The sequence below is a fragment of the Helcococcus sp. KG196 genome, assembly GCF_046035495.1.
GTDB classification, from domain to species: domain Bacteria; phylum Bacillota; class Clostridia; order Tissierellales; family Peptoniphilaceae; genus Helcococcus; species Helcococcus ovis.
Genome location: NZ_JBFNFI010000007.1, coordinates 24,304 through 48,376 on the forward strand (window position 1 = coordinate 24,304; position 24,073 = coordinate 48,376).

The window sequence follows — 24,073 nt, forward strand, 5'->3', positions numbered from 1 at the left end:
ATTACCTACCTAATAATTTTTTCAACTTTGTATTGTAATTTACTTACCTTAGTTTTAACTTCTACAGTTTCTCCTTCTTTAGAATTTAATAATGCCTTTCCTAATGGAGATTCATTTGAAATTTTTCTTTCGGCAATATTTGCTTCTATTGTACCTACAATCATTAATTCCATTTCTCTTTTGTTGTTTAAATCTACAACTTTTACAGTATCCCCAATACAAACAGTCTTATTGTTTTTCTTAATATTTTCATCAATAATTTCAACATTTTTTAATTGTAATTCTATTTCAACAATTCTTGACTCAACTTTGGCTTGTTCATCTTTTGCTTCATCATATTCAGCATTTTCTGAAAGGTCACCAAATCCTCTAGCAATTCTAATTTTATCTGAACATTCAGCTCTTTTTACAGTTACCAAATATTCTAATTCATCTTTTAATTTATTATAACCCTCTTGAGTTAATAATACTTTTTCACTTACTGTCATATATTCTCCCTAATTTGTTATTTTTATTGGTTTAAAATCTATCAAATCACCAGATACACAAAAATACTCTATACCATCAATTAATCCATGAGGCATTTTTTTTGCTAAATTTCCATGTATATGTCCATAAATCACTTTTTTTATATTATATTTTTTAAATATTTCAGTGAATTCATTCGGATTCAATTTTTTATCAAATGGTGGATAATGCAACATCGCAATAATTTCATCATATTCCTTAAATCTTTCTAACGCATCATTAATTGATAACTCTAATCTTGCAAGTTCTCTGGAAAATATTTTTTCATCGTTTTCATCAAATGATGCTGAGTTTCTACTATCCCAACCTCTTGTACCTACAATAATTTTTTTGTTAAAAATAAATGAGTTATTTTGTAAAAAACTCATTGTTTTATAATTTAAGTTATTAATTTTTTTTAGCGAACTCCACCAATAATCATGATTACCTTTCATCAGTATCTTGGTTCCATTAAGCTTTTCGATTCTATCTAAATCCTTCACAGCATCTTCCAGCCTCATGGCCCAAGATATATCTCCAGGTATCAAAACTAAATCGTCATTAGTTATTATGTCATTCCATTGGTTAAAAATTTTTTCTTCATAACCACCCCAATTACCGCCGAAAACTGACATATCCTTTTTCTTAGTTACATCTAAATGTAAATCAGCTATAGCATAAATCATAACAACCTCTGATATTTTATTTATAAATAAAGACCTATTCATAGGCCCTTTAGTAATTTTACTTAAATTCGTCTTCTAAAATTTCTTTTAAAATTTTTGCTTCTTCTTCTGTAAAAGTAATCCCTTTTGTCATTCTTGTGTGATCTTCATTCCAATCACGTAAATCATATTTTGGTTCTCTTTCATTCCAAGAAACAAGATTCAATTCTTTTCTCCATCCTTTTGCATTAGTAGATAATACACCAAGATTTTCAACTATTTCAAATTTTATTTCTGCCATAATTCCCCCATACTTGCATTAGGATAACACTTTTATGCAAAAAAGTCAAGTATTTATCCAGCCTTAAGGTTAAATATTATAACAATCATTTTGACTTTTTCTTATTTAAAATATATCCTTATTATTAAGAGGTGAATATGTATATAAAAAATATAAATTTTAACGAAAAAAAGAACTTATTTATAGTCACTTTAGACGATAATACCAAATTTAATATTTCTTATGAATTATATGAAAAACTAAACCTTGCTCCAAATCATGACATTAATGAAAAGGAATATAATTTATTGGATGAAGAAGATAATTACCAATGCTGCAAATACATAGCAGAAAATTTTATAAATTATAAAATGAGAACAGAATTTGAAATACATAGAAAACTAACTCAAAGCACAAAGAATTCTGCATCAATTAACAAAGTAATTCAATATTATAAAAAATTAGATTTAATAAATGATGAAAGATATGCTGAAGAATATATTAAACAAAATATTACTTACAGATATTTAAGTAAAAAAATGATTGAATTTAAGCTAAAAGAAAAAGGCATAGACAGTAAAATTTCAAAAAAATACCTGAATGAATACGATAATGAGATAGAATATAAAAATGCATTAAATGTATTTAATAAAAAATACAAAAATGAAGATCTAAGTGATTATAAAATTAAGCAGAAATATTTTAGATTTCTTTCTTCAAAAGGGTTTGATTTTAGCATAATTAATAGGATATTAAAAGATGAGTAACTATGTATATATTTTAAAATGTTCTGATGATTCATATTATACAGGATATACTAATAATCTTGAAAATAGAATTAAAAAACATAACAACAAAAAAGCATCAAAATACACTAGAATAAGAGTACCTGTAAAATATGTCTTTATAAAAAAATGTATCGATAAAATTGAAGCCACAAAATTTGAATATAAAATCAAACAATTACCTAGAATTAAAAAAGAAAAGTTAATAAAGGGATTAATTTCCCTTGAAGAACTTTTCAATATTTAATCTTTACTTAATATTACAAACATATCTCCATTTAAAATTTCGATATTAACATCATTATAAAATTCATTTGATATAGTTAAAGAGCTACCAAATTTCAAATTGTGATTTACTAATTCCCATTTTGTACCATACAAGTTAAATACACATTTTTCATTAGTTGGAAGTATCGAAATTTTTCTATCTAATTTTTTTATAACTGTAGATTCATTTATATAAAAAATATAATTATTTTCATCAATTATAGATATCTTCAGCCCTTTTAATGAATATGTTTTTAATAAATTAATATTTGAAATACTATGATCATATCTTGTACCAGTGGCACCAAACAAATAAACTTCCTTACAATTATTTTTAAAACAAAAATCCAGTGCTAATTCCATATCTGTCATATCTTTATCTTTATTGAAATTAAGTATTTTAATGTCACTATTTTTTAGATAATCAATAGATTTTTTACTTACTGAATCAAAATCCCCAATTGCAATATCAATATTAATATTATTTTCTAGAGCATAATTAACACCCTTATCAACACATATTATACTAATATTTTCAAATTTTACATCATTAAGCAAACTAATATATTCTAATCCAGAAATTGTCCCACCTGCAAAAATTACTGCCTTAGATTTCATTATTTTATTACCCTATAAAAATCATCTACATTTTTAGATATACCATCCTTGTTAAATATTGCGGAACCGGCAACTAACAAATCACAACCTGCATCTGATATTTCTTTAGCATTTTCTAATTTAATTCCACCATCCACTTCTAAAATAATATCTCTTCCTGATTCATCAATAATTTTACGAACCCTTTTAATTTTTTCTAAAATTTGTGGTATAAATTTTTGACCTCCAAATCCAGGAACAACTGACATAATTAAAACCAAATCAATATCTTGAATTAAATATTTTAAAACATTTTCATCTGTATGCGTATTTAATACAATTCCGGCTTTTACACCTTTTGATTTAATTTGAGAAACAACTCTATTTGGATGCAAGGTTGTTTCCGGATGGAATGAAATAATATCAGCTCCGACTTCTACAAATTTATCAATATATTTTTCCGGATTTTGTATCATTAAATGTGTATCAAAAATTAAATTTGTATGTTTTCTTAAATTATTAATTACATCAGGACCAAATGATATATTTGGAACATAACTTCCATCCATTACATCTAAATGCAGATATTTTACATCTGTTTCATTTAATTCTTCAATTTGTGACCTTAAATCATAAAAGTCAGCAGCTAACAATGATGGTGATAATTCCTTCATTAAAATTTCCTTTCATTTTTTCTTTCATTATAAATGTATAGATAACTTTCATATCTATTTTTGCTTATTTTTTTAAGTTCCATTTCTTTTTTTATTGAACAATTTGGTTCATTAATATGATCACAATCGTTAAATTTACATCCCACCTTAAATATCTCAAATTCGGGATAATATTTTTTTACATCTCTAAAATTTTCAATAAAATCAAGGTTTAATGCACTAAATCCAGGTGTATCAAAAATAAATGTATTTTCATCAATTTCAAACAATTCTGTATGCCTGGTAGTATGTTTACCTCTGGATGTTTTATTACTAATTTTACCTGTTTGTACATCAAAATTTTCATGTAATAAATTTAATATTGTAGATTTCCCTACCCCTGATGGTCCGGCAAATGATGAAATCTTATCTTTCATCATTTTATTTAATTTTCCAATACCTTGATTGTTTTTAGCACTTGTAAATACATACTCATATTTAGTTTTACTATAAATGTCTTCAAATTTTTTTATATCCTCATCTTTTGCTAAGTCAACTTTATTTATAATTATTTTAACCGGTATCTTAAAATGCTCTAACATTACTAAATATTTATCGAATGTAACATAATTAATTTCAGGATCAGTCAAACTATGAACTAAAAGTATTTGATCAATATTTGCAATTGGAGGACGTATTAATGAATTTTTTCTATCATATATTTTTTCTATATATCCGGTATTTTCATCTAATATTTGAATATCAACTCTATCCCCAACAAGAGGTTTTAGGTTTTTATCTCTAAAAATTCCTCTAGCTTTACACATATATGTCTTATTTTTATATTTTACATAATATAACTCTTTTTGAGATTTAATAATTATTCCTTTAGTTTCCATAATTTACGTCAGCTTTTTCTCCATCAAAATATACATCAAATTTTGCATCTGATTCGGCATTAAATTTTATTTGCAACTTACCCTCTTTTGCATTATTTTTATTCAATGTGTTATTGAAAACAACTTTTCCATTAGTTTTATTTATAATTGTTAAATTAAATGTTTTATTAGGTGTATTAGGAACATTTACATTAAATACATACTCTCTTAAGTTTACATTGTTTTGCTGATTTTGTTGTGGACCTGTACTTATAACAATTGTCACAGTAGTGCCTTGTTCAACTTTACTTGAAGGTTCAGGCTTTTGCTTTATTACAAGATTTCTTGCTACATTACTAGATTCACTTTCAATTTTAACATCTAAATTAGATTTTTTTAATAAACTAATGGCTTCTTCTTGTTCATAACTTAAAACACTTGGTACTGTAATTTTATTATCAGTTTTTTCTTTTTTTTGTCCATTACTCAAAATAATATTTATTTCAGTTCCGCTTTCTACCTCTTCACCTTCTTTAGGAAGCTGTTTAATGATTTGTCCTTTCGGTGCATCTGAATCTTCATTACTTGTAGTGCCTATTTTGAATCCATTTTTCTTTATAATATCTTTAACATCATCAAGACTAAAACCTACAATATTTGGCACTCTTAACAATTCTCTACCTTTACTGATGGTAAGCTCTATTACTCTGCCTTTTTTTACAGAAGTTTGAGAATTTATCGATTGAGATATGACATTACCTTTAATAATTGACTTATCAAATACTCTTTCTTTAATGGATACTTCCAAACCTTTTTCAGTTAAAAGATTAATCGCATCTTTTTCATTTACATCTATAACACTTGGCACTGTAACCATTAAACTATCTTGATTTTTACTTGATAAATTACTTGCTATTAGATAAATCATGCCTGATATGGCAAGTAATAAAAATGATATAACTCCTACCAGTTTCCAATTTACCTTATTCTTTTTCACATCAATATTTTCCGACTCATTTGTTTCAGATGATTTTGTTTTGTATACAACTGATTCTCTCAAAACATCTTCTTTTTCAGCAATTTTAACAGTTTTATCAATATCGTTTATATCTTCTATCTCAACATCTCTTCCGGATTTTATTTTATTCAAATCTATTAAAATATTGCTTGCTGTCTTATATCTATCTTCCGGATTTTTATTTAACAATTTTAATATAACTTTTTCAATATTTTTATCTATATCCGGTGCTAATTCAGATATTGGCTGAGGTGTTTCTTGTATATGTTTTACGGCAATACCCACAGGACTTTCCCCATCAAATGGAACTTTTCCCGTTGCCATTTCATACATTAAAACGCCTAAAGAGTATAAATCAGATCTTGAATCTATCGGTTGTCCTTTTGCTTGTTCCGGCGAAATATAATGCACCGTACCTAAAATTGATGATGTATAAGTTATCGTAACATCCGATGCAACTCTTGCTATCCCAAAATCAGTAACTTTTATCTTATTATTTTGATTTACTAAGATATTTGCCGGTTTAATGTCTCTATGAACTAAACCATGAATATGTGCAGATTGTAATGCTTTAGCAATTTGCATTGAATAGTCTAAAAGCATTTCATTACTAAGAGGAGCTTTTTCTTGAATAATTTCTTTTAAAGTGTTACCTTTAATTTTTTCCATAACAATGTAATCAACATTTTTTTCGTTAATAATTGTTGTTGAAATATCATATATAGAAACTATATTATCATCTGAAATTGAAGCAGAAGCCGATGCTTCTTCTTTTAATCTATTAAAAAATTCCTGATTTTCTACAAGATTATCCTTTAAGATTTTTATTGCAACTTCTCTATGAAGAATAGTATCATATCCATCATATACTATAGCCATGCCCCCCATTCCAATAATATCTTTAATCTCGTATCTACCGTTTAATACTTTACCTTTCATCTTATCCTCCAAGGAATATTTGAAATTTAATACTTAATTATCGTAATTGTTATATTATCATATCCTCCTGTAGAATTTGCCATATATTGTAAAATTTCACAGGATTCTTTTGCTTCATATTTGTTTTGTAGTACATCTTCAATATCAATATCATCGATTAAATCAGTTAATCCATCCGTACATAACAATATATTGTCATTTGGACTTAAAGGAATTTTATTTATATTAATCTTATATGTATTTTCAATACCAACTGCACTAGTTACTAAATTTTTAGGATAAAATTTAGCATCTTCTTCTGTAATAGCTCCTATATCAAGTAACTCCTGGACATAAGAATGGTCTTTACTAATCTGTCTAAAATTGTCTTCAGAGTAAAGATAAATTCTGCTATCTCCAACATTAGAAAAGTAAAGACAATCATCAACTATTATTGCTATAACAATAGTTGTTCCCATACCTCTACATTCTTCATTTTTTAATGATTTTTGCAAAATAGCATCATTAGCATCTCTTACAGATTCTGCAATCAAATCAAATATATTTTCTTTATCAAAATTTTTAACAATGTAGTCTTTAATAATGTTTACAGCCATATTAGATGCAATTTCTCCAGCTGAATATCCACCCATGCCATCTGCAACAATAAATAAATCAAAATCATCACTATTGTAATTAATAAAGGCATCCTCATTATTTTTTCTTTTTTTCCCTACATCTGTTGTAGAATAAAATTCCATAATAACCTACTTAACAAATATTATACTATACTATATTACATTATAACATAAAGCTCATCTTTTCGCTATTTTACAAATAAAAAAGCCATCATTATCAGTATCAGGTAAAAGTTGTATATAATTTTTTCCATTAATTTCAACGATTTTCATGTCATTATTTTCATTTAAGAATTTATCAATAATATCTAAATTCTCTACATTTCCTATTGTACATGTACTATATACAATAAATCCACCTTTTTTGAGATACTTATACGCATTACTTAAAATACTACTTTGAATTAATGATAATGAATTTATTTCATCCATAGTTTTTTTTAACTTTATCTCTGGTTTACGCTTTATTACACCAATTCCTGAACAAGGAGCATCAACTAAAATATAATCAAACTTTTCTTCAAAATTTTCTATTACTTGTGTTGCATCAAAATTAATTATTTTATAATTTTTAAATTTCAACCTATCAAAATTTTCTTTTATTTTATTTAATTTATTTTTCGATATATCATTTGAATAAATCAACCCCTTATCATTCATTATTTGAAGTAAATGTGTTGATTTTGAACCTGGAGCCGCACATAAGTCCAATACATTTGAATTTTCACTTGGATTTAATATCTCTGAAACTAAAATACTTGCTTGGTCTTGAATTGTAAATAAACCATTCTTAAATTCTTCTAAATCCGTCATATTAGAAGGATTTTCTACAATTAAAGAATCTTTTGAAATTTTAGACTCGTCAACTATATATCCTTTTAACTTTAATATTTCTCTTAAATCTTCTTTACTTGTCAACATTGTATTAACTCTAAGAGAAAAACTTGGTACTTTATTAAAACTTTCAATTATTTCTAAATAATTATCATAATACTTTTTTATGTATCTAATTAACTCAATATTTATCGAATATTGTATAGAATATCTTTCATCTATATCTTTAATATTAACAATACTTAAATTTTCAATATCTCTATCAAAATTTCTAAGAATAGCATTTACAAAATTCTTTGATTTATAATTAAATTTTTTTGATAACTTTACTGCTTCATTTATTGATGCATAGTTTTCATTATTTAAAAATCTCAACTCATAAATACCTAGCCTTAAAATATTTAAAATATTTTTATCAATTTTTTTTAATTTAACACTTGATATTTTCCCGATAATATAATCTAAATAATATAAATTTTCAATAACTCCATAAACTAATTGTCTATAAAAATTATGATCAATTTTATTTAATTTTTTTATATTTAAGGCAATAATTTCATTAGAAAATAAATTTTTATCTAAAATATCTCTTATTGTAATTATAGCCATTTCTCTTGCTTTAATAATAATTCTCCTATCTAATAAAAAATGGCAAACTATATATAAATACATAATTTGCCACCTAATTAATCTCTTCTCATTGAAATAAATCTTAGTAATTGTAGTATTGATACTAACATTGATGCTACATAAGTCATTGCTGCAGCACCTAAAACTTTTTTAGAACTACTTTTTTCTTCAACTGTTATTATACCATTGTATGTTAAATTATCTAATGCTCTTTTACTTGCATTTAATTCAACAGGCAATGTAACAATATGAAATAATACTGATAATGAATATAATGCTATTCCTAAGTTAATCAGATTTGTAAATTCTAATAAAAAGCCCATAAAAATCAACACGAACACAAATCTTGAAGTAAATCCAACAACCGGTGCAAGTAAAGACCTAAAGTTTAACATTAAATATCCATCTTTATCCTGAATTGCATGACCTACTTCATGAGCTGCAACTGAAATTGCTGCTATTGAAGTACTATCATAAACAGATTCTGAAAGTCTAATAACTTTATCTCTAGGATCATAATGATCTGTTAAAGAACCGGAAATTTGTTGAATATCAACATCTGATAATCCGTTTCTATTTAATATCATCCTTGCAACTTCTCGACCTGTCATTCCAGACTTAGAAGCAACTTTTGAGAATTTTTCAAAATTAGAACTTACCTTAAATGAAGCCCATATTGATACCCCAATCATAACAAATAATAAAATAGTTATGATTGGATTAATACCTAACCCTCTACCATATCCATATCCTACTAAAATCATAATACCTCCCTATTTAAGGATTTCTCCTTTTTCAATAGAGTTTCCTAAAAGAAATGACTTAATATCCATTCTCTTTTTCCCCGGAAATTGTATTTCATCAATCACTATACATTTATTTTTGCAATTTACAAATATACCAGAGTTGGAAACATCAATAATTTTTCCTTCTTCACTATCAGTATATTTATCAATTATGTGTATTTTGTGTATTTTTATTTTTTCATTTTTATATATTACATAAGCAGATGGCCATACAGAAAAAGCCATAATTTTAGCTTTTATATCTTCAGCATCTTCTAAAAAAGAAATATGTCCCATCTCTTTTGTAATTTTTTGAGAATAACTTGCAAGTTGATTATCTTGTTGTATTCTATGTGAAAATTTATCATCATAATTTATAATTGTATCGACAATTAAATCCCCAGATTTTAATGATAAATTATCATGTAATTTTGTAATATCTGTATTTTCATCCAAATCAACGGTAATAAAGTCTAATATGTCCCCCGTATCCATAGTTTTCTCAATTAACATAGAACATACTCCGGTTTGTTTTTCTCTATTCAATATAGCCCACTGCATTGGTGCTGCACCTCTATATTTAGGTAATAACGAAGAATGAATATTTATAATTCTATCTTTGTACCTTTCAAGCAAATGTTTTTTTATTAATTGTCCATATGCAATAACAACTATAAAATCAGGATTAATCTCATCAATTATTGAAAGAGATTCTTGTGAATTTACATTGTTTGGAGTATAAACTCTTAATCCAAGCTGCTCTGCCTTCTTTTTAACCGGAGTCGATTCTACCTTATTTCTTGACCTTTTTTTATCTTCCCCAGTAATTACCAATTCTATACTTATTTCGCTAGAATTATATAATGAAATAAGTGGATTAACTGAAAACTCCGGCGTACCCATAAAAATTATTTTTTTCAATAAATTTCTCCTTAGTTATTTTTTATATCTTTTTGAATCAATTTTTTCTCTAATTTCTTCGAAATTATCATCTGTTACTCTATCAATGAAATGTTTGCTGATAATAATTCCATCTAAATGATCCCTTTCATGTTGGAAACATCTTGCCAATAATCCATCTGCTTCTAAAATAACTTCTTCACCTTTTTCATTTAAATATTTAGCTTTAATTTTTTCCGGTCTTTCAATTGTTCCTCTGAAATTTGGAATAGATAAACACCCTTCAATATCAATTGAACTCCCATGCGCTTCTAAAATTTCCGGATTTATAACTTTATAAATGTTACCATCCCCTATATCCATGACAAAACATCTTCTTAACATTCCTACTTGTGGTGCTGCCAAGCCTATACCATCTTCTTGATGCATAGTTTCAACCATGTCATCCAATAAATTAAGTATTTTATCATCAATCACTTTTATTTCTCTTGCTTTTTTTTCTAAAATTGGATCATCTACAACTCTAACCGTTCTAATTCCCATTATTCCTCCTCTAAATTATAATTTAGGTATATTTTACTATCTATCTTTTGATTTCTTATCATTTTTGCAATATTTAATAATTCATCTTTATTTGATGATTTTAGTATTATATAAAATCTATATCTATTGTTAATTTTTTCAATTATTGCAGGATTAGGTCCCGTCATTTCTATTAAATTTATATTATTTTCACGAATAAATTTATTAATTTTAAGCATTGTATTTTGTCCAAATCCAATTGCATAGCTTCTATCTTTACATGAAAAACCAATCCTTAAAATATTAATAATAGGTGGATAATTAAATTTTAATCTTTCGTTAATTTCATTATTATAAAAAGTATCATAATCGTTATTTGAAGCACTATTAATTGCATAATTTTCAGGATTGTATGTTTGAATTATAACTTTGCCTTCAACATTACCTCTTCCTGCTCTTCCCGAAACCTGAGTAATAAGATTAAATGTTTTCTCTCCGGATCTAAAATCTGGGACATTTAAGCTTATATCTGCTGAAACAATACCAACAACTGACACATTTGGAAAATCTAATCCTTTTGCAAGCATTTGAGTACCAATAAGTATATCAATTTCTTTATTTTTCATCATTTCGTATACTTTTTGATAATCATCTTTCGTACTTGTAGTATCAGCATCCATCCTGTATACTTTGGCAGTTGGAAAAATTTCTTTTGTTTGTTCTTCCAGCATTTCAGTCCCACCACCATATTCCTTTATCCATTTACTGCCACAATTTTTACATATTTTATCCTTTTTTGCGGTTCTTCCACAATAATGACAAATTAATCTATCTTTGCTTTTGTGGTATGTCATAGCCACGTCACACGCTTCACATTTATACACATAACCACAAGTTCTACAAAACACAAATGATGTATGTCCTCTTTTATTTAAAAACAGGATAACTTGTTCTTTATTTTGAAGAGCATTTTTTATATTTTCTTGTAATAGATATGAAATCATCGTAAAGTTATTTGATTTTAATTCTTCTCTCATATCAACTACTTTTATATCCGGCATATTTCCGCCAGTTGCACGATTTTTCAAAGTTAAAATTTCAATTTTTTCTTTTTTTACATCATACATAGTTTTAATTGAAGGTGTGGCAGTACCTAAAATTAATTTTGCATTATTTAATTTTGATCTTAATTTAGCTATTTCAATTGCAGAGTATTTTGGATTTTTTTCTGATTTGTATGAAGACTCATGTTCTTCATCAATTATTATAATACCCAAATTTTCGAATGGAGCAAAAATGGCAGACCTTGCTCCAACTACAATTTTTACATTTTTATTTTTAATAAGTTTCCATTGATCTGCTCTTTCACTTATATTAAGTTTAGAATGTAAAACCGCTATATTTTCACCGAATCTACCTTGAAATCTATCAATAGTTTGTGGAGTTAATGAAATTTCAGGTACTAAAATAATAGCTTCTTTTGACTCCTTAATATATTTTTCAACTAATTGTAAATAAACCTCAGTTTTACCTGAACCTGTAACACCATTTAATAGAAAATAATTTTTTTCACTCGAAATAACAGTATTATACACATCCTGTTGTTCAGTATTTAATTGATGTTTTTTATATTTATTAACATTATTTAATACTTTTCTATATGATTTATTCTTTTCAACTTTTATAATTTTTTTAGAAATTAAAGTTTTAATGGTTGCAAGTGTAGAATTTGTCTTATTCAATAACTCTTTTTTTTCGGTATCTCCATTTTCAATTAAAAAATTAATAATTTCGATTTGTTTTTTACCTTTTACATTAAATTCAATAGTGCTGTTTAAGGTAACAATTTCTTCATATTTGATACTTGCCTTACTTTTTAAATCAAAAAAAGATTCAATTTGATTTTTTGACACCATGCTATTTAAAAATGACTTAGTATATTTTCCATTAAATTTATTTAAAATCTGCTTAAAAGTTTTTTCACTCTCTAAAAATGTTAATAATTCATCATCACTATTAATTTTATTATTTATATAAAATTCTTCTACTTTATCAATGCTACCCGGGGGCAATATTGCATTAATCGCAGATGAATAATCAGAAATATTATTTTTCACCATATAAAAAGCAACTTTTAATAATTCATCACTTACAATTGGTTTATTATCTAAAATTTCAATTATTTCTTTTGCTTCAAATGCAAAACTATCTTCAATATTTTTTTCAATAACAATCCCGATAGTTTTAGTATCTCCTTTACCAAATGGTACAATTACTCTTGTTCCCGCAAGAATTTCCTCATTTGATGAATAAGTAAACATCCTATCTAAAAATGATGTTTTTGATTTTAATATTAAATTATATAACATTATTTCACCAACAAATCTAAAATTAAATTAGCAATTTCACTTTTAGCTAATAAAGGATACTCTTTTTTTGATTCTTTTTCTATTATTGTAACAATATTAGTGTCAACATCAAAACCTGTATCATTTTTTGATACATCATTAGCAATAATATAATCAGCATTTTTCTTTATTAATTTATTTTTAGCGTTTTCTACAACATTTTCTGTTTCAGCGGCAAAGCCTATAATTTTCTGATTTTCTTTTTTATTTCCAAAATAACTTAAAATATCAACAGATTTTTTTAAAGTATAATTTACTATATCTGTAGATTTCTTAATCTTTTGATCACTTGTAATTTCAAATTCATAATCAACAGGTGCTGCTGCCATGATCAAAGCATTTGAATCATTAAACTCACTATCAATAGCATTTTTAAGTTCTAAATTCGTTTCAACTTTTATACTCTTTACAAAATCTAATTTTGGTGTACTTACTCTACCTGTTATATAAACAACTTTAGCTCCTCTATTTCTAGCATTTTTAGCTAATTGATATCCTGTTTTCCCACTTGAATAATTTGTAATAAATCTTACCGGATCCATTTTTGAAATTGTCGGTCCGGAAGCAATTATTATTTTTTTTCCTAACAAATCCTTTTTAGTTAATTTATATTCTATAAAATCTAAAATTTCTTCGGGTTCAGCCATTCTTCCCTTTCCAATAGTATTGCATGCTAATTTCCCTTCATTTGAATCTATAAAATCATATCCTAAATCCATTAATCCATCAATATTTCTTTGAGTAATCGGATTTAACAACATATTTGTATTTGTACTTATAGCAAACGCCACCGGTGCTTTAGATGCTAAAATAGCTGTTGTCAACAAATTATCCGCAATACCGGCATAAACTTTAGCGACTGTATTTGCTGTAGCAGGTGCAACTAAAAATAAATCAACATCATTTGTTATATCAACATGTAAAACTTTATCAGGATGAATAAACATATCTGTATACACTTTATTATTTGATATAGTTTCAAATGTTATTGGATTTATAAACTTTGTTGCTGATTCAGTCATTATAACTTCAACTTCTGCACCTTTTTTTCTAATTGAACTAATTAAACTTAATACTTTGTAAATGGCAATACCACTACTTACCCCTATAAGAATTTTCTTGCCCTTAAGCATATTTAATCCTCACTTTCGATTTTCCCTTCCATTATCTCTGTTAATGCAACTGTTACAGGTTTAGCTGCTTTAGTTTTAACTTTTGGTTTATCACCTGCTATCAATTCTTTAGCCCTTTTGGCTGTCATCATAGCGATGTCATATCTTGATTTACTTACTTTTTCTAACTCTCTAAATGATGGATTTATCATGTTATTGTCTCCTTTTTGCTTTTTCTTCGTTCATAATATCACTTAATCTTTTTGTTGCTAAATCAATATAATCATTAACCAAATAATAATCATATAGCTTTAATTGTTCTAATTCTTTTTCTGCAGTTTCTAATCTTGTTTTGATTTTTTCTTCAGATTCTGTTCCTCTATGTCTTAATCTATCTTCAATATCTTTTTTTCTTGGAGGAAGCACAAATACATAGACAGCATTATCAAAGTTATTCATAACTTGTATTGCACCTTGAAAATCAATTTCAAGTATTACTATTTTACCCTCTTTAATTTTTTCTTCAACAAAATGCTTTGGTGTACCGTATTTATTACCATGTACAACTGCATGTTCTAATAAGGCATTATTGTTTACTAATTCATTAAACTCTTCAACAGTCTTAAAAAAATACTCTCTTCCCTCTTCTTCTGTTTCACGTTTATATCTTGTAGTTACAGAAATACTTGTAACAATATCGTCTCTTTGTTTCATTATTTCTTTGACTATTGTGCCTTTTCCGACACCTGATGGTCCAGATAACACAAGTAAAAATCCGTCCATAATTCCCCCTTAACTATTCAATATTTTGTACTTGTTCCTTTATCTTTTCAATAATAGTTTTCATTTCTATTACTAAATTAATAATTTCAATTTTAGAAGATTTTGATGCAATGGTATTAGTTTCTCTAAGCAATTCTTGAGTAATAAAATCTAATTTTTTCCCGATAGATTCTGATGATTCTAATACTCTCTTAAAATGTAATATATGTGAATATAATCTTGTAATTTCTTCATTTATATCAACTTTATCAGCATAATATACAATTTCATTAGCAAGTCTATCTTCATCAATTATATTTTTTTCAAGTATTTCAGATATATTTTTATATATTTTCTCTCTTAATTCTTCCTTAATTCCTGAAATATTATTATTTACTTCATCAACATAAGCATTTAATTTTCCAATATTTGAATTTAAATCTTTATATAAATTTTCCCCCTCAAAAACTCTCATTTTTACAACATCTGATAAAGCAATTTCCATTGTATTTTTAACTATATTATATAAGTATTCTTCATCTAAATCTTGAGATTCATATGTAAGAATGTCTTCATTTTTAAGAATTTCAGACAAATTAGGTTCTGAGTTTTTATCAGATAATGACAGATGATTTGAAATTAGCCTTAAACTATCATACATTTTCTTTGCACTATCCAAATCAACAACAATATTGCTCTTTCCAATATTTCTTGAATCAGATTTTATATAAACATCTACTCTACCTCTGTTTATATAACTTTTTACAATATTTTTAATTTTATCCTCAAAAAAATTTAACTTATTTGGCATTTTAATGTTTATATCTAAATATCTACTATTTATAGTTTTTATTTCAATATTAAAATTAACATTTTCATCTTGAAAATGACTTTTACCAAATCCAGTCATAGATTTAATCATATTGCACCTTCCTTTCCATAGTATTAATGATATAATTCTTTATTTTAAAAGTCAAAGCATTGTTACGTTTTTTTAATATTTATGATATAATTTTTCTAAGGAGTAAATATGGCAACAGATGGAATTACAATTAGAGCATTAACAAAAGAATTTAATGAAAAATTAACAGGTGGAAGAGTTCAAAAAATATACCAAATAAATGATCATTTAATCTTAATTAATATATATAATAATAAAAATAATTATAAGCTATTAATTTCTTCAAATCCTCAAAATGCTAGGATACATTTAACAAATCAGGAATATAAAAATCCAACTAAAGCACCACAATTTAGTATGATATTAAGAAAACACATTCAAAATTCTATAATAGAAAAAATCGAGCAAATTGGACTTGATAGAAGTGTTGAATTTACATTTTTAAGTAAAGATGAACTTGGATTTAATGCAACAAAGAAATTAATCATAGACATAATGGGTAAACATTCTAACATTGTACTTACAAATGAAGAAAATAAAGTAATAGAATCTATTAAAAGAATTTCCCATGAAATGAGTAGTATTAGGGCGGTTTATCCGGGTACAAAATTTATTAATCTTAAAGATGATAAAATAGATATCACAACTAATGATAAAAATTTATCAGATATAAATATACCTGAAAATTTTTCTATCAAAAAAATATTCTATATGACATATACAGGATTTGGTCCTCAAATTGCAGAAGAAATTGCTTATAAATCAAATTTAGATTCTAAACGTACTTTGAGCTCATTAAGTAACGAAGAAATTACGATATTAAATGATAATTTTATAGAATTCAAAAATAAAATACTTTCAAATAACTTTGAGCCTCATATTTTTTACAATAAGGATAAAGTAAATGATTTTTATTGTATGAATTTAACCTATAAAGGTACAAATTCTAAAAATTATAAGAGTATAAGTGAGGCTTTAGATATTTATTACAAAGAAAATGTTAATGACAATTCATTAAATCAAGCAAAGAGCAATTTATCAAAATCAATTATTCAAATAATTAATAAACTGGAAAATAAGCTTACTAATTTAAGATTTGACTATGAAAAATCAAAAGAATATGAAAAATACAGAATTGAAGGCGAACTATTGTCAGGTGTCGCTTTTAATATAACAAAAGGACAAACATCAGTAATTGTCGAAAATTACTACGATAATACAAAATCAGAAATAAAGTTAAATCCAACAAAATCACCATGGGAAAATATAGAATTAAAATATAAAACTTCAAAAAAACTTCACAAAAGTTTTAATTTATTAAGTGAGTCTATTCCCAATTTAATTAATGATATTCAATATTTAGTAAATATAAATAATCAATTAAAAAATGCTGATACAATAGAAGAAATAAATGAAATTAAAGAGGAAATGTATCAAGAAGGATATATAAAAAAACAAAAATCAAAACATAATGATAAATCTAACAAATCTTCAAATCCATATAAATTTATAACTAAAAATAACAATATAATTTATGTTGGTAAAAATAATAAACAAAATGAATATCTAACACTGAGAGAAGCTAATCCTGATGATTATTTTTTCCATATAAAGGATTTACCGGGAGCACATGTTATTCTTAAAAATAATCAAAAAATTACAGAAGATGATATTATTCAAGCTGCATTTCTTGCTGCAAAATATTCTAAAAATAATAATGATAGGTATATTGATGTGGATTATACACTTAAAAAAAATGTAAATAAAGCAAAAGGATCTAAACCCGGCATGGTATATTATACAGATTTCAAAACCATTAGAATTGATTTAGAATATAATACGGAATTTTGATATTTAATAAAATAGTGATGATATCGAATAGATTAAAATCTATTTAACATCATCACTTTTTATTTGATTAAAATATATTAATTTTCATTTAGCTTTTTTTTGCAAATACAACTGTTGAAAAGGCAACCACAGTAATCACTAATGAAATAATAACGTAATCCAAAATTCTTGATTTATCTTCTTGTGAATCTTCTAACATCTCTTTCGAATAATTTTTTTCTTCGACTTTTTTATCAGAAATTACTAATTTTTCTTCTTTTTTGTCAGTTTTTTCTGGAACTTTTACACTTTCTGTTTTATCAGTTTTTTCAGAAACTTTTATACTTTCTATTTTATTATTATCAATTGAAATTAAAGTATTTTTTTCCTCTATAGTGCTTCTTACAACCTTTTCTTTTTGTGTATTATTTTTCTTGTCATTAGTGTTTTCTGAAATTTTATTCAAATTAGCAAAATTATTAAAATCTTCATTAGATTTTTCATTATTTTTAATATTATCTTTTATTGAATTATCTAAATCTTTTTCATTATTTTTATCTAATTTTACTTTTTCTAAATCTTCAAAATTTACTTTTTCATCTAAATCATTCTTATTAGAATTTTCAGTTTTTACAGAAGGAATTTCAGTCTTCACAGACTCTTTATTTTTATCCAATGAAATATTATTCTTATCTGACTCATCAACTTTTGGAGTTTCATTTTCTTTATATGACTTATCTATTTTGTCGCTTAAACTTGAATCATCAGGTATTTTCTTATCCGTTTCTTCGATAACTTTCTTCATAAATGAAATTTGAACCATTACAGGATCATGATCAGATGCTCTTCCATGTGATTCCATATATAAAGAATTTATGTGAATCATATCAAACACTGATTTGTCAGCAATATTTTTAGAAACTAAAATATGATCTAGTGTTTGGCTGATTCCCCTAAAGAAGAATGAAAATCTGTCATCTTCTGCATGTCTATCAACTAAATTGATTAACTCATTTCCGGCTATAGTTTTTAATGTGCTTGTATTTTCATAATCGTTAAAGTCACCAGTTACTACAACATTTAATTTAGGATTTTCATTTAACTTTTTAGCAATATATTCATTTATAACTTTTGCTAATTTAACTCTTTTTACTTCTGTTTTAAATATTGGTGGTTGCTTTGCACCAAATAGCCCATCATCGCCTATTTTAGAATTTAAATGATTTGCAACAACCATTACTTTTTCACCGTTAAATTCAAAGTTTGATACTAATGATTTTCTTACACCATTAAATAATGGATTTCCCTTTCCAATAGCTTCTACATTTTTAAACTCTACTCTATCAGGATTATAGATTAAACCAATACGTATATTGCCCCCTAGTTGTCCACCATCCTTATTATTTTCAGGTGCTATATCTACATATGTATATTTTACACCGTTAGGAAGATTTGCAATTGCCTGTGTAAGTCTCTTACCACTCTCAGTTGCCGAAACATTTCCGCTATCTGTTGGACCATCATCATCTTGTACTTCTAATAAAGTTATGATATCCGGTGCATTTAAATCATTAACAATGGAATTTGCAATTTTTTGAACTTTCTCTTCAGAAGTACTTCCCTTTCCTTTATCTAAAGCTGTAAAGTTTTCAACATTGTATGTTGCTACAGTTAATTTATCTTTATCTTTAACAATATTTGTTTTATCATCTTTTTTATCAAATTCTTTTATTTCCAATTTACCAGAAATAAAAATTTTATAATTACCGAATCCATAAGTAACTGGTCCTTTAATTGAATTTGTGATTTGATCACCTGCTTTTACCTTTATATCATCATTTACAGCCAAACCTATTATATTAGGATTATTATTTTTATCTAAGTTAACTCCTCCTAATTTGTTCAGTTTTTGTTCAGAATCTAAAGGCAATACATATACTTGTTTAGATATTTGCGGACCGATTACCTTAGCACCATTCAACTCAACAATCATTCCCTCAATTGATTCCCAAAAGTCAATTGCATCCTCTTGAGGGTCAAATTTAATAAATCTATCATTATCAATGTATTTTGAAGGAATACTGTTTTTGAAAATCTTATGGACTTTAATTTTTTCAGTTTTGCCTGTATTTATTATTGTTTTAGCAGATATTTCTGTAATAGATAAATCACTCTTATATTTTGAACTATATCCATCACCAAATGTTTCTCTTACTTTCCCATCAATTTCTACAACATCTCCGACTTTAACATTGTGATTTGTCTTAAATACATGAATACCATCCGATGTCTTTTCATCTTTATCAGGATTTATGTCTTGAATATAAAATGCATCCTTACCATCAAGTGCTGTTACTACAACATCCTTAACTTTTACATTTCTTTGTTCTAATAATGATTTATGAGCAGTGCCTTGAATTTGTCCAACTTTGAAATATTGGATTTTAATATTTGCCATACTTTTTATCTCAATCCCCTCAGGCGAAACAACTAATATTTCAGGAATTCCGTTTTTATATGACAAAATACCAGTTAAATTAATTTTATATCCATTTTTCAATCTTTCTTTTAGTTTAGAATATTTTTCCCCAGCTCTATTATCATAATTTACATTCATAGGATTTCCATCTTTATCAAAAATCATAAATCTCGTTGAACCATATCCATTTGATTGTTCCATGTAATCAACTGTAACATTATCAAACTTAACCAAAGTATATGGATTTTGCTCTGATATTTCATTTATTTTAATATCTTTAGGATTTATAACTGTTGATTTTTCTTTATTTAAGATTTCAATATCTTTCAATTGCCATAAGCCGAAGTAATTATCAAGTTTTCCCTTTAATTCAACTTTATCTCCCTGTTGTAAATTAATTCTGTATTCATTATTTACAAATATTCCATACCCAGTTTCATCTTGAATATAGAAACTATGTTTTCCAGAGATACCTGATTTAGATGTTACAATTCCTTGTATTTTATATGTTTTTCCTAATTTTGAATTAAATAAATCTTTAATAGGTGTAACTTTTGTATCATCTTTTGGAATTTCATAATTTTCTACTTTTTCCTCAATATCATTCAATTTTAATTGTACAATTACCGGATCATGATCTGAAGCTCTTCCATCTTCTTCCATAAACATTGAATTTATATGAACCATATCAAACTTAGCATCTTTTACCAATTTATTTGAAACTAGTATATGATCCAATGTTTGACTATTCCCATTATGAAAATATGAAAATCTGTCTTTTTCATCATGTTTAGTTACTAAATTTGTTAATACTTTTCCCTCTAAAGTTTTCAATGTTTTAGAAAATTCAAAGTCATTAAAGTCGCCCGTTAAAACAACATTTAATTTTGGATTTCCTTGTTTTTTATCTACAACATATTTATGAATTATTTGAGCTAATTTTTCTCTTTTAATTTCAGAACTATTTACCGGTGGTTGATTTTTACCAAATTGTGGTTCATCCCCTCTCTTTGAATTCAAATGATTTGCAATAATTAAAACTTCTTTATCCTTAAATTCAAATGTTGCCGCTAATGATTTTCTTACTTCTTCAAATTCAAATTTATCTTCACCAATTCTTTCACTAGATTTGAATTTTACTCTTTCAGGATTATATAAGAATGCAACCCTAATATTTGAGCCGGGTGCCCCACCATCTTTATTATTTAATGGTGGTAAATCCTTATATACATATTTTATATTACTAATTTTATTAATTTCATCAATTAATTCTTTAGCATTACCTTCTGCACTTACAACAGAATCGTCTTTTTTACCACTATCATCTTGCATTTCAACTAATGATATAATATCCGGATTTTTAAGATTTTCTTTTATTGATTTTGCAATTTTTTCAACCTTTTCAATAGATGTATCTTTACTTTTTGGTGCAAAATTTTCAATATTATATGATGCAATAGTTAATAAATCATTATCACCTTGTAGTTCTGTTACTTCTTGTTGTAATTCATTCTTATTTATATTATTTTTTAATTCTAATCGTTTTTCCTTTGGAACATATATTTTATATCCTCCAAATGCATATGTTAATGGACCTGTATATTCTTTAATTTCATCTCCAGATTTAACTTTAATTCCATCATATGAATATGTCTTAACTTTATCTTTAGTATGAACATCGGCATGAACAAATAATCCTAAAATATCAGGATTACCATTTTCATTTAGTGTAATACCATTCATTTTATTATATCTACTAAAATTTTTATCTAAACTTACAAAAATTTGACCTCTAACCATTGGTCCTAAAATTTTTGCATTCTTTATACCAACAAGCATGGATTCTTTTGATTCCCAAAAATTTATTGTATTTATATATGACTTTCTACCATTTACATCTTTTACATCAATAGGTATATCTCCTTGTTCTAAATATTTTACAGCAGGCAATGCATGATTTTTAGATGTTACTTTATATGACTTAGCAACTACTTTTGTGATGGTCAAATCTGTATATTTACTATCATCAAAACCATCTCCATTTTTTTCTTCTACATAACCTTCAAACTCCAGCACATCCCCGACATTTATTTGCTTATTTTCATCATTTTTATTAGCAATATTAACAACTAAAGCATCTGAAGTTTTTTCATTTTTATCATCTTCAATATCTTGCACAAAGAAATTATTTTGATTGTGGATTGCCGTAACTACTACGTCTTTAACCTTTACTTTTTTACCTTCATATGGAGAGGTTAAACCTTCTCCTTGAACTTGCCCTATTTTAACATACTTATATAAGTTTTCATTATTAATAGTCAAGTGTTCATCTTCAAAAGGCATGATTTGATATGTAGTATTAAACTTAGATAAGATTCCTTTTACATTAATCATTGCACCATCTTGAATTTTATTTAAACTAATATTTGATGCCTTATTAATTAATATAGTTGCACAATTTCCATTTTGTTCAATATTAATTGAAAATGCAAACCCCAAATCTCTGGAGCTCTTTACTTTTGAATCTTTTATCTCTATAAAATCAGATAAATTTTCATCTCTTAAATCTGAAATTTTCATTTCTTTAATTTCAAATTTATTTTCTTTATCCTTATTATTTACGATTGATTCCTCGATATTTTCAAGCTGTTTAACACCATTATTTTCACTTAAATATCCTGTTAAAACAACATAATCTCCAAGTTTAACTTTTGCATCAATATATGTATAAATAAAAATCGAATTTCCATCTTTATCTTTAATCACAAAACTATGTTGACCAAATGCACCTGGTCTTGAAATTACATAACCGGAGGTCGTAAATTTTTCACCAATATCTCCCTTTAATACATCAGCTATTTTTACAGATTTCAACTCAGAAAGTCTAACTTCTTTCTCACTTTTAGTTTTTTGCGTTTGTTTTTTTGATTTTTTTTCAGGAGTTTTTTTCTCTTTTTTCTCTTTTTTATTTTTCTTTTCTTTTTTATTTTTTTCTGATTTTTTAGATTTTATAGGTTTTCTAGATTTTTTTGTTTTTTCCTTTGTATCTTCTTCTACTTTTTCTTTTTTCCTTTTTTCCCTTTTTACTCTTTTTTTACTTTCTGAAGTTTTTGGTGTTTTATCCTCTTCATTCTTTTTTAATGAAGCTGTATCATTTTCTTCAGTTTGCTTTACAACAGATGTATCAACTTTATTTTCACCATTATTTACCTCAGGAGAATCAGCAAGAACAATGGATTTTATATTTTTTAGTCCTTTTGTACTAAAATAATTATTTTTTTCTCCTTCAATAATTACTAGTTTTCCTTTATTATTTTCATAAGAGTTTGGATATTTTTTATAGTAAGAATTTGAATATTCTACCGGAATACTGGATTTTTTACCATCATCTAATTTATCACTAAGCTCAAAATTAGTTATCCTAGAAGATCTATTACTATCTTTCCAAGGCTCTCCTATATACCCCCTTACCTTTACTTTTTCTCCATCTTTTACTTGAGACTTAAATTCAGATACACTGTAAATTTTGCTGTTATCATTAGCAAAAATTACAACAGGAATAGCTGTCTGCAACAATAACGAGAATATAAGCATCATAACAGCAAATCTTCTCGTTATTTGTAGTTCTTTTTTCATTGGTGTCCTCCCAAAAATATATTTTCCACTTATATTTTATCAATAAAATATATTCCATACAAATAATA

General features: G+C 26.0%; 21 protein-coding genes. 3 read left to right on the top strand and 18 right to left on the bottom strand.

Annotated elements, in window-relative coordinates; all coding sequences use genetic code 11:
• Positions 1-5: 5 nt before the first annotated feature.
• Genes greA through ABGF45_RS04240 form a run of 3 tightly spaced genes read right to left on the bottom strand, consistent with a single transcriptional unit; the run spans position 6 to position 1,473 of the window.
• Entirely contained in the window at positions 6-488 is a 483-nt protein-coding gene (gene greA, locus ABGF45_RS04230) for a transcription elongation factor GreA (RefSeq protein ID WP_134710607.1), read from the bottom strand.
• Positions 489-497: 9 nt separating this feature from the next.
• The gene (locus tag ABGF45_RS04235) at positions 498-1,193 is read right to left on the bottom strand and encodes a metallophosphoesterase (protein WP_408112634.1); all 696 of its coding nucleotides are present in this window, start codon (positions 1,191-1,193) and stop codon (positions 498-500) included.
• Between the two features lie 58 nt (positions 1,194-1,251).
• The gene (locus tag ABGF45_RS04240) at positions 1,252-1,473 is read right to left on the bottom strand and encodes a YdbC family protein (protein WP_134710606.1); all 222 of its coding nucleotides are present in this window, start codon (positions 1,471-1,473) and stop codon (positions 1,252-1,254) included.
• 137 nt (positions 1,474-1,610) lie between these two features.
• Between ABGF45_RS04240 and ABGF45_RS04245 the strand changes: the two genes are divergently transcribed.
• Together ABGF45_RS04245 and ABGF45_RS04250 are read left to right on the top strand one after the other, a co-directional pair.
• The gene (locus ABGF45_RS04245; RefSeq protein ID WP_134710605.1) at positions 1,611-2,219 is read left to right on the top strand and encodes a regulatory protein RecX; all 609 of its coding nucleotides are present in this window, start codon (positions 1,611-1,613) and stop codon (positions 2,217-2,219) included.
• The gene (locus ABGF45_RS04250; RefSeq protein ID WP_134710604.1) at positions 2,212-2,484 is read left to right on the top strand and encodes a GIY-YIG nuclease family protein; all 273 of its coding nucleotides are present in this window, start codon (positions 2,212-2,214) and stop codon (positions 2,482-2,484) included. The genes ABGF45_RS04245 and ABGF45_RS04250 overlap by 8 nt, the downstream gene beginning before the upstream one ends.
• Here ABGF45_RS04250 and ABGF45_RS04255 read toward each other — a convergent pair.
• From ABGF45_RS04255 to ABGF45_RS04320, 14 genes are read right to left on the bottom strand one after another with little or no spacing between them, the layout of a single operon-like run.
• Entirely contained in the window at positions 2,481-3,122 is a 642-nt protein-coding gene (locus ABGF45_RS04255) for a thiamine diphosphokinase (protein WP_134710603.1), read from the bottom strand. The genes ABGF45_RS04250 and ABGF45_RS04255 overlap by 4 nt on opposite strands.
• Complete coding sequence (rpe, locus tag ABGF45_RS04260; RefSeq protein WP_134710602.1) at positions 3,122-3,775, bottom strand: ribulose-phosphate 3-epimerase; 654 nt, start codon at positions 3,773-3,775, stop codon at positions 3,122-3,124. Before rpe ends, ABGF45_RS04255 begins: the two co-directional genes overlap by 1 nt.
• Positions 3,775-4,653, bottom strand: coding sequence for a ribosome small subunit-dependent GTPase A (gene rsgA / locus ABGF45_RS04265; RefSeq protein ID WP_134710600.1), 879 nt, complete (start codon positions 4,651-4,653; stop codon positions 3,775-3,777). Before rsgA ends, rpe begins: the two co-directional genes overlap by 1 nt.
• Positions 4,643-6,589: a Stk1 family PASTA domain-containing Ser/Thr kinase gene (pknB, locus tag ABGF45_RS04270; RefSeq protein ID WP_134710598.1), complete on the bottom strand. Its 1,947-nt coding sequence runs from the start codon at positions 6,587-6,589 to the stop codon at positions 4,643-4,645. Before pknB ends, rsgA begins: the two co-directional genes overlap by 11 nt.
• Before the next feature lie 26 nt (positions 6,590-6,615).
• The gene (locus ABGF45_RS04275; RefSeq protein WP_134744363.1) at positions 6,616-7,329 is read right to left on the bottom strand and encodes a Stp1/IreP family PP2C-type Ser/Thr phosphatase; all 714 of its coding nucleotides are present in this window, start codon (positions 7,327-7,329) and stop codon (positions 6,616-6,618) included.
• A 54-nt stretch (positions 7,330-7,383) separates the two neighbouring features.
• On the bottom strand, positions 7,384-8,712 hold the full coding sequence (gene rsmB, locus ABGF45_RS04280; protein ID WP_245151222.1) for a 16S rRNA (cytosine(967)-C(5))-methyltransferase RsmB: 1,329 nt from the start codon (positions 8,710-8,712) through the stop codon (positions 7,384-7,386).
• 14 nt (positions 8,713-8,726) lie between these two features.
• Positions 8,727-9,434, bottom strand: coding sequence for a zinc metallopeptidase (locus ABGF45_RS04285; protein ID WP_134710594.1), 708 nt, complete (start codon positions 9,432-9,434; stop codon positions 8,727-8,729).
• Between the two features lie 9 nt (positions 9,435-9,443).
• Positions 9,444-10,376 (bottom strand): methionyl-tRNA formyltransferase, encoded by a 933-nt coding sequence (fmt, locus tag ABGF45_RS04290; RefSeq protein ID WP_134710592.1) that lies wholly within the window; start codon positions 10,374-10,376, stop codon positions 9,444-9,446.
• A gap of 15 nt (positions 10,377-10,391) precedes the next feature.
• Positions 10,392-10,898, bottom strand: a complete 507-nt coding sequence (gene def / locus ABGF45_RS04295; protein ID WP_134711641.1) for a peptide deformylase — start codon at positions 10,896-10,898, stop codon at positions 10,392-10,394.
• Positions 10,898-13,246: a primosomal protein N' gene (gene priA, locus ABGF45_RS04300; RefSeq protein ID WP_134711640.1), complete on the bottom strand. Its 2,349-nt coding sequence runs from the start codon at positions 13,244-13,246 to the stop codon at positions 10,898-10,900. The genes def and priA overlap by 1 nt, the downstream gene beginning before the upstream one ends.
• Complete coding sequence (coaBC, locus tag ABGF45_RS04305; RefSeq protein ID WP_134744559.1) at positions 13,246-14,418, bottom strand: bifunctional phosphopantothenoylcysteine decarboxylase/phosphopantothenate--cysteine ligase CoaBC; 1,173 nt, start codon at positions 14,416-14,418, stop codon at positions 13,246-13,248. Before coaBC ends, priA begins: the two co-directional genes overlap by 1 nt.
• Positions 14,419-14,420: 2 nt before the next feature.
• Positions 14,421-14,609, bottom strand: a complete 189-nt coding sequence (rpoZ, locus tag ABGF45_RS04310) for a DNA-directed RNA polymerase subunit omega (protein ID WP_134711638.1) — start codon at positions 14,607-14,609, stop codon at positions 14,421-14,423.
• A 1-nt stretch (position 14,610) separates the two neighbouring features.
• A complete protein-coding gene (gene gmk / locus ABGF45_RS04315; protein WP_330167163.1) occupies positions 14,611-15,180 on the bottom strand; it encodes a guanylate kinase in 570 nt (189 codons plus the stop codon).
• Positions 15,181-15,193: 13 nt separating this feature from the next.
• The gene (locus ABGF45_RS04320; protein WP_134711636.1) at positions 15,194-16,081 is read right to left on the bottom strand and encodes a YicC/YloC family endoribonuclease; all 888 of its coding nucleotides are present in this window, start codon (positions 16,079-16,081) and stop codon (positions 15,194-15,196) included.
• Between the two features lie 108 nt (positions 16,082-16,189).
• On the opposite strand from ABGF45_RS04320, the gene ABGF45_RS04325 reads away from it, so the two are divergent.
• On the top strand, positions 16,190-17,911 hold the full coding sequence (locus ABGF45_RS04325; protein ID WP_134768818.1) for an NFACT family protein: 1,722 nt from the start codon (positions 16,190-16,192) through the stop codon (positions 17,909-17,911).
• An 88-nt stretch (positions 17,912-17,999) separates the two neighbouring features.
• Here the strand turns inward: ABGF45_RS04325 and ABGF45_RS04330 are convergent, their stop codons facing one another.
• Positions 18,000-24,005, bottom strand: a complete 6,006-nt coding sequence (locus tag ABGF45_RS04330) for an endonuclease/exonuclease/phosphatase family protein (RefSeq protein ID WP_167554072.1) — start codon at positions 24,003-24,005, stop codon at positions 18,000-18,002.
• Positions 24,006-24,073 lie beyond the last annotated feature (68 nt).

Coding starts and splice junctions, on each gene's coding strand:
- greA (WP_134710607.1), bottom strand. CDS start 488: ATGACAGTAAGTGAAAAAGTATTATTAACTCAAGAGGGTTATAATAAA.
- ABGF45_RS04235 (WP_408112634.1), bottom strand. CDS start 1,193: ATGATTTATGCTATAGCTGATTTACATTTAGATGTAACTAAGAAAAAG.
- ABGF45_RS04240 (WP_134710606.1), bottom strand. CDS start 1,473: ATGGCAGAAATAAAATTTGAAATAGTTGAAAATCTTGGTGTATTATCT.
- ABGF45_RS04245 (WP_134710605.1), top strand. CDS start 1,611: ATGTATATAAAAAATATAAATTTTAACGAAAAAAAGAACTTATTTATA.
- ABGF45_RS04250 (WP_134710604.1), top strand. CDS start 2,212: ATGAGTAACTATGTATATATTTTAAAATGTTCTGATGATTCATATTAT.
- ABGF45_RS04255 (WP_134710603.1), bottom strand. CDS start 3,122: ATGAAATCTAAGGCAGTAATTTTTGCAGGTGGGACAATTTCTGGATTA.
- rpe (WP_134710602.1), bottom strand. CDS start 3,775: ATGAAGGAATTATCACCATCATTGTTAGCTGCTGACTTTTATGATTTA.
- rsgA (WP_134710600.1), bottom strand. CDS start 4,653: ATGGAAACTAAAGGAATAATTATTAAATCTCAAAAAGAGTTATATTAT.
- pknB (WP_134710598.1), bottom strand. CDS start 6,589: ATGAAAGGTAAAGTATTAAACGGTAGATACGAGATTAAAGATATTATT.
- ABGF45_RS04275 (WP_134744363.1), bottom strand. CDS start 7,329: ATGGAATTTTATTCTACAACAGATGTAGGGAAAAAAAGAAAAAATAAT.
- rsmB (WP_245151222.1), bottom strand. CDS start 8,712: ATGTATTTATATATAGTTTGCCATTTTTTATTAGATAGGAGAATTATT.
- ABGF45_RS04285 (WP_134710594.1), bottom strand. CDS start 9,434: ATGATTTTAGTAGGATATGGATATGGTAGAGGGTTAGGTATTAATCCA.
- def (WP_134711641.1), bottom strand. CDS start 10,898: ATGGGAATTAGAACGGTTAGAGTTGTAGATGATCCAATTTTAGAAAAA.
- priA (WP_134711640.1), bottom strand. CDS start 13,246: ATGTTATATAATTTAATATTAAAATCAAAAACATCATTTTTAGATAGG.
- coaBC (WP_134744559.1), bottom strand. CDS start 14,418: ATGCTTAAGGGCAAGAAAATTCTTATAGGGGTAAGTAGTGGTATTGCC.
- rpoZ (WP_134711638.1), bottom strand. CDS start 14,609: ATGATAAATCCATCATTTAGAGAGTTAGAAAAAGTAAGTAAATCAAGA.
- gmk (WP_330167163.1), bottom strand. CDS start 15,180: ATGGACGGATTTTTACTTGTGTTATCTGGACCATCAGGTGTCGGAAAA.
- ABGF45_RS04320 (WP_134711636.1), bottom strand. CDS start 16,081: ATGATTAAATCTATGACTGGATTTGGTAAAAGTCATTTTCAAGATGAA.
- ABGF45_RS04325 (WP_134768818.1), top strand. CDS start 16,190: ATGGCAACAGATGGAATTACAATTAGAGCATTAACAAAAGAATTTAAT.
- ABGF45_RS04330 (WP_167554072.1), bottom strand. CDS start 24,005: ATGAAAAAAGAACTACAAATAACGAGAAGATTTGCTGTTATGATGCTT.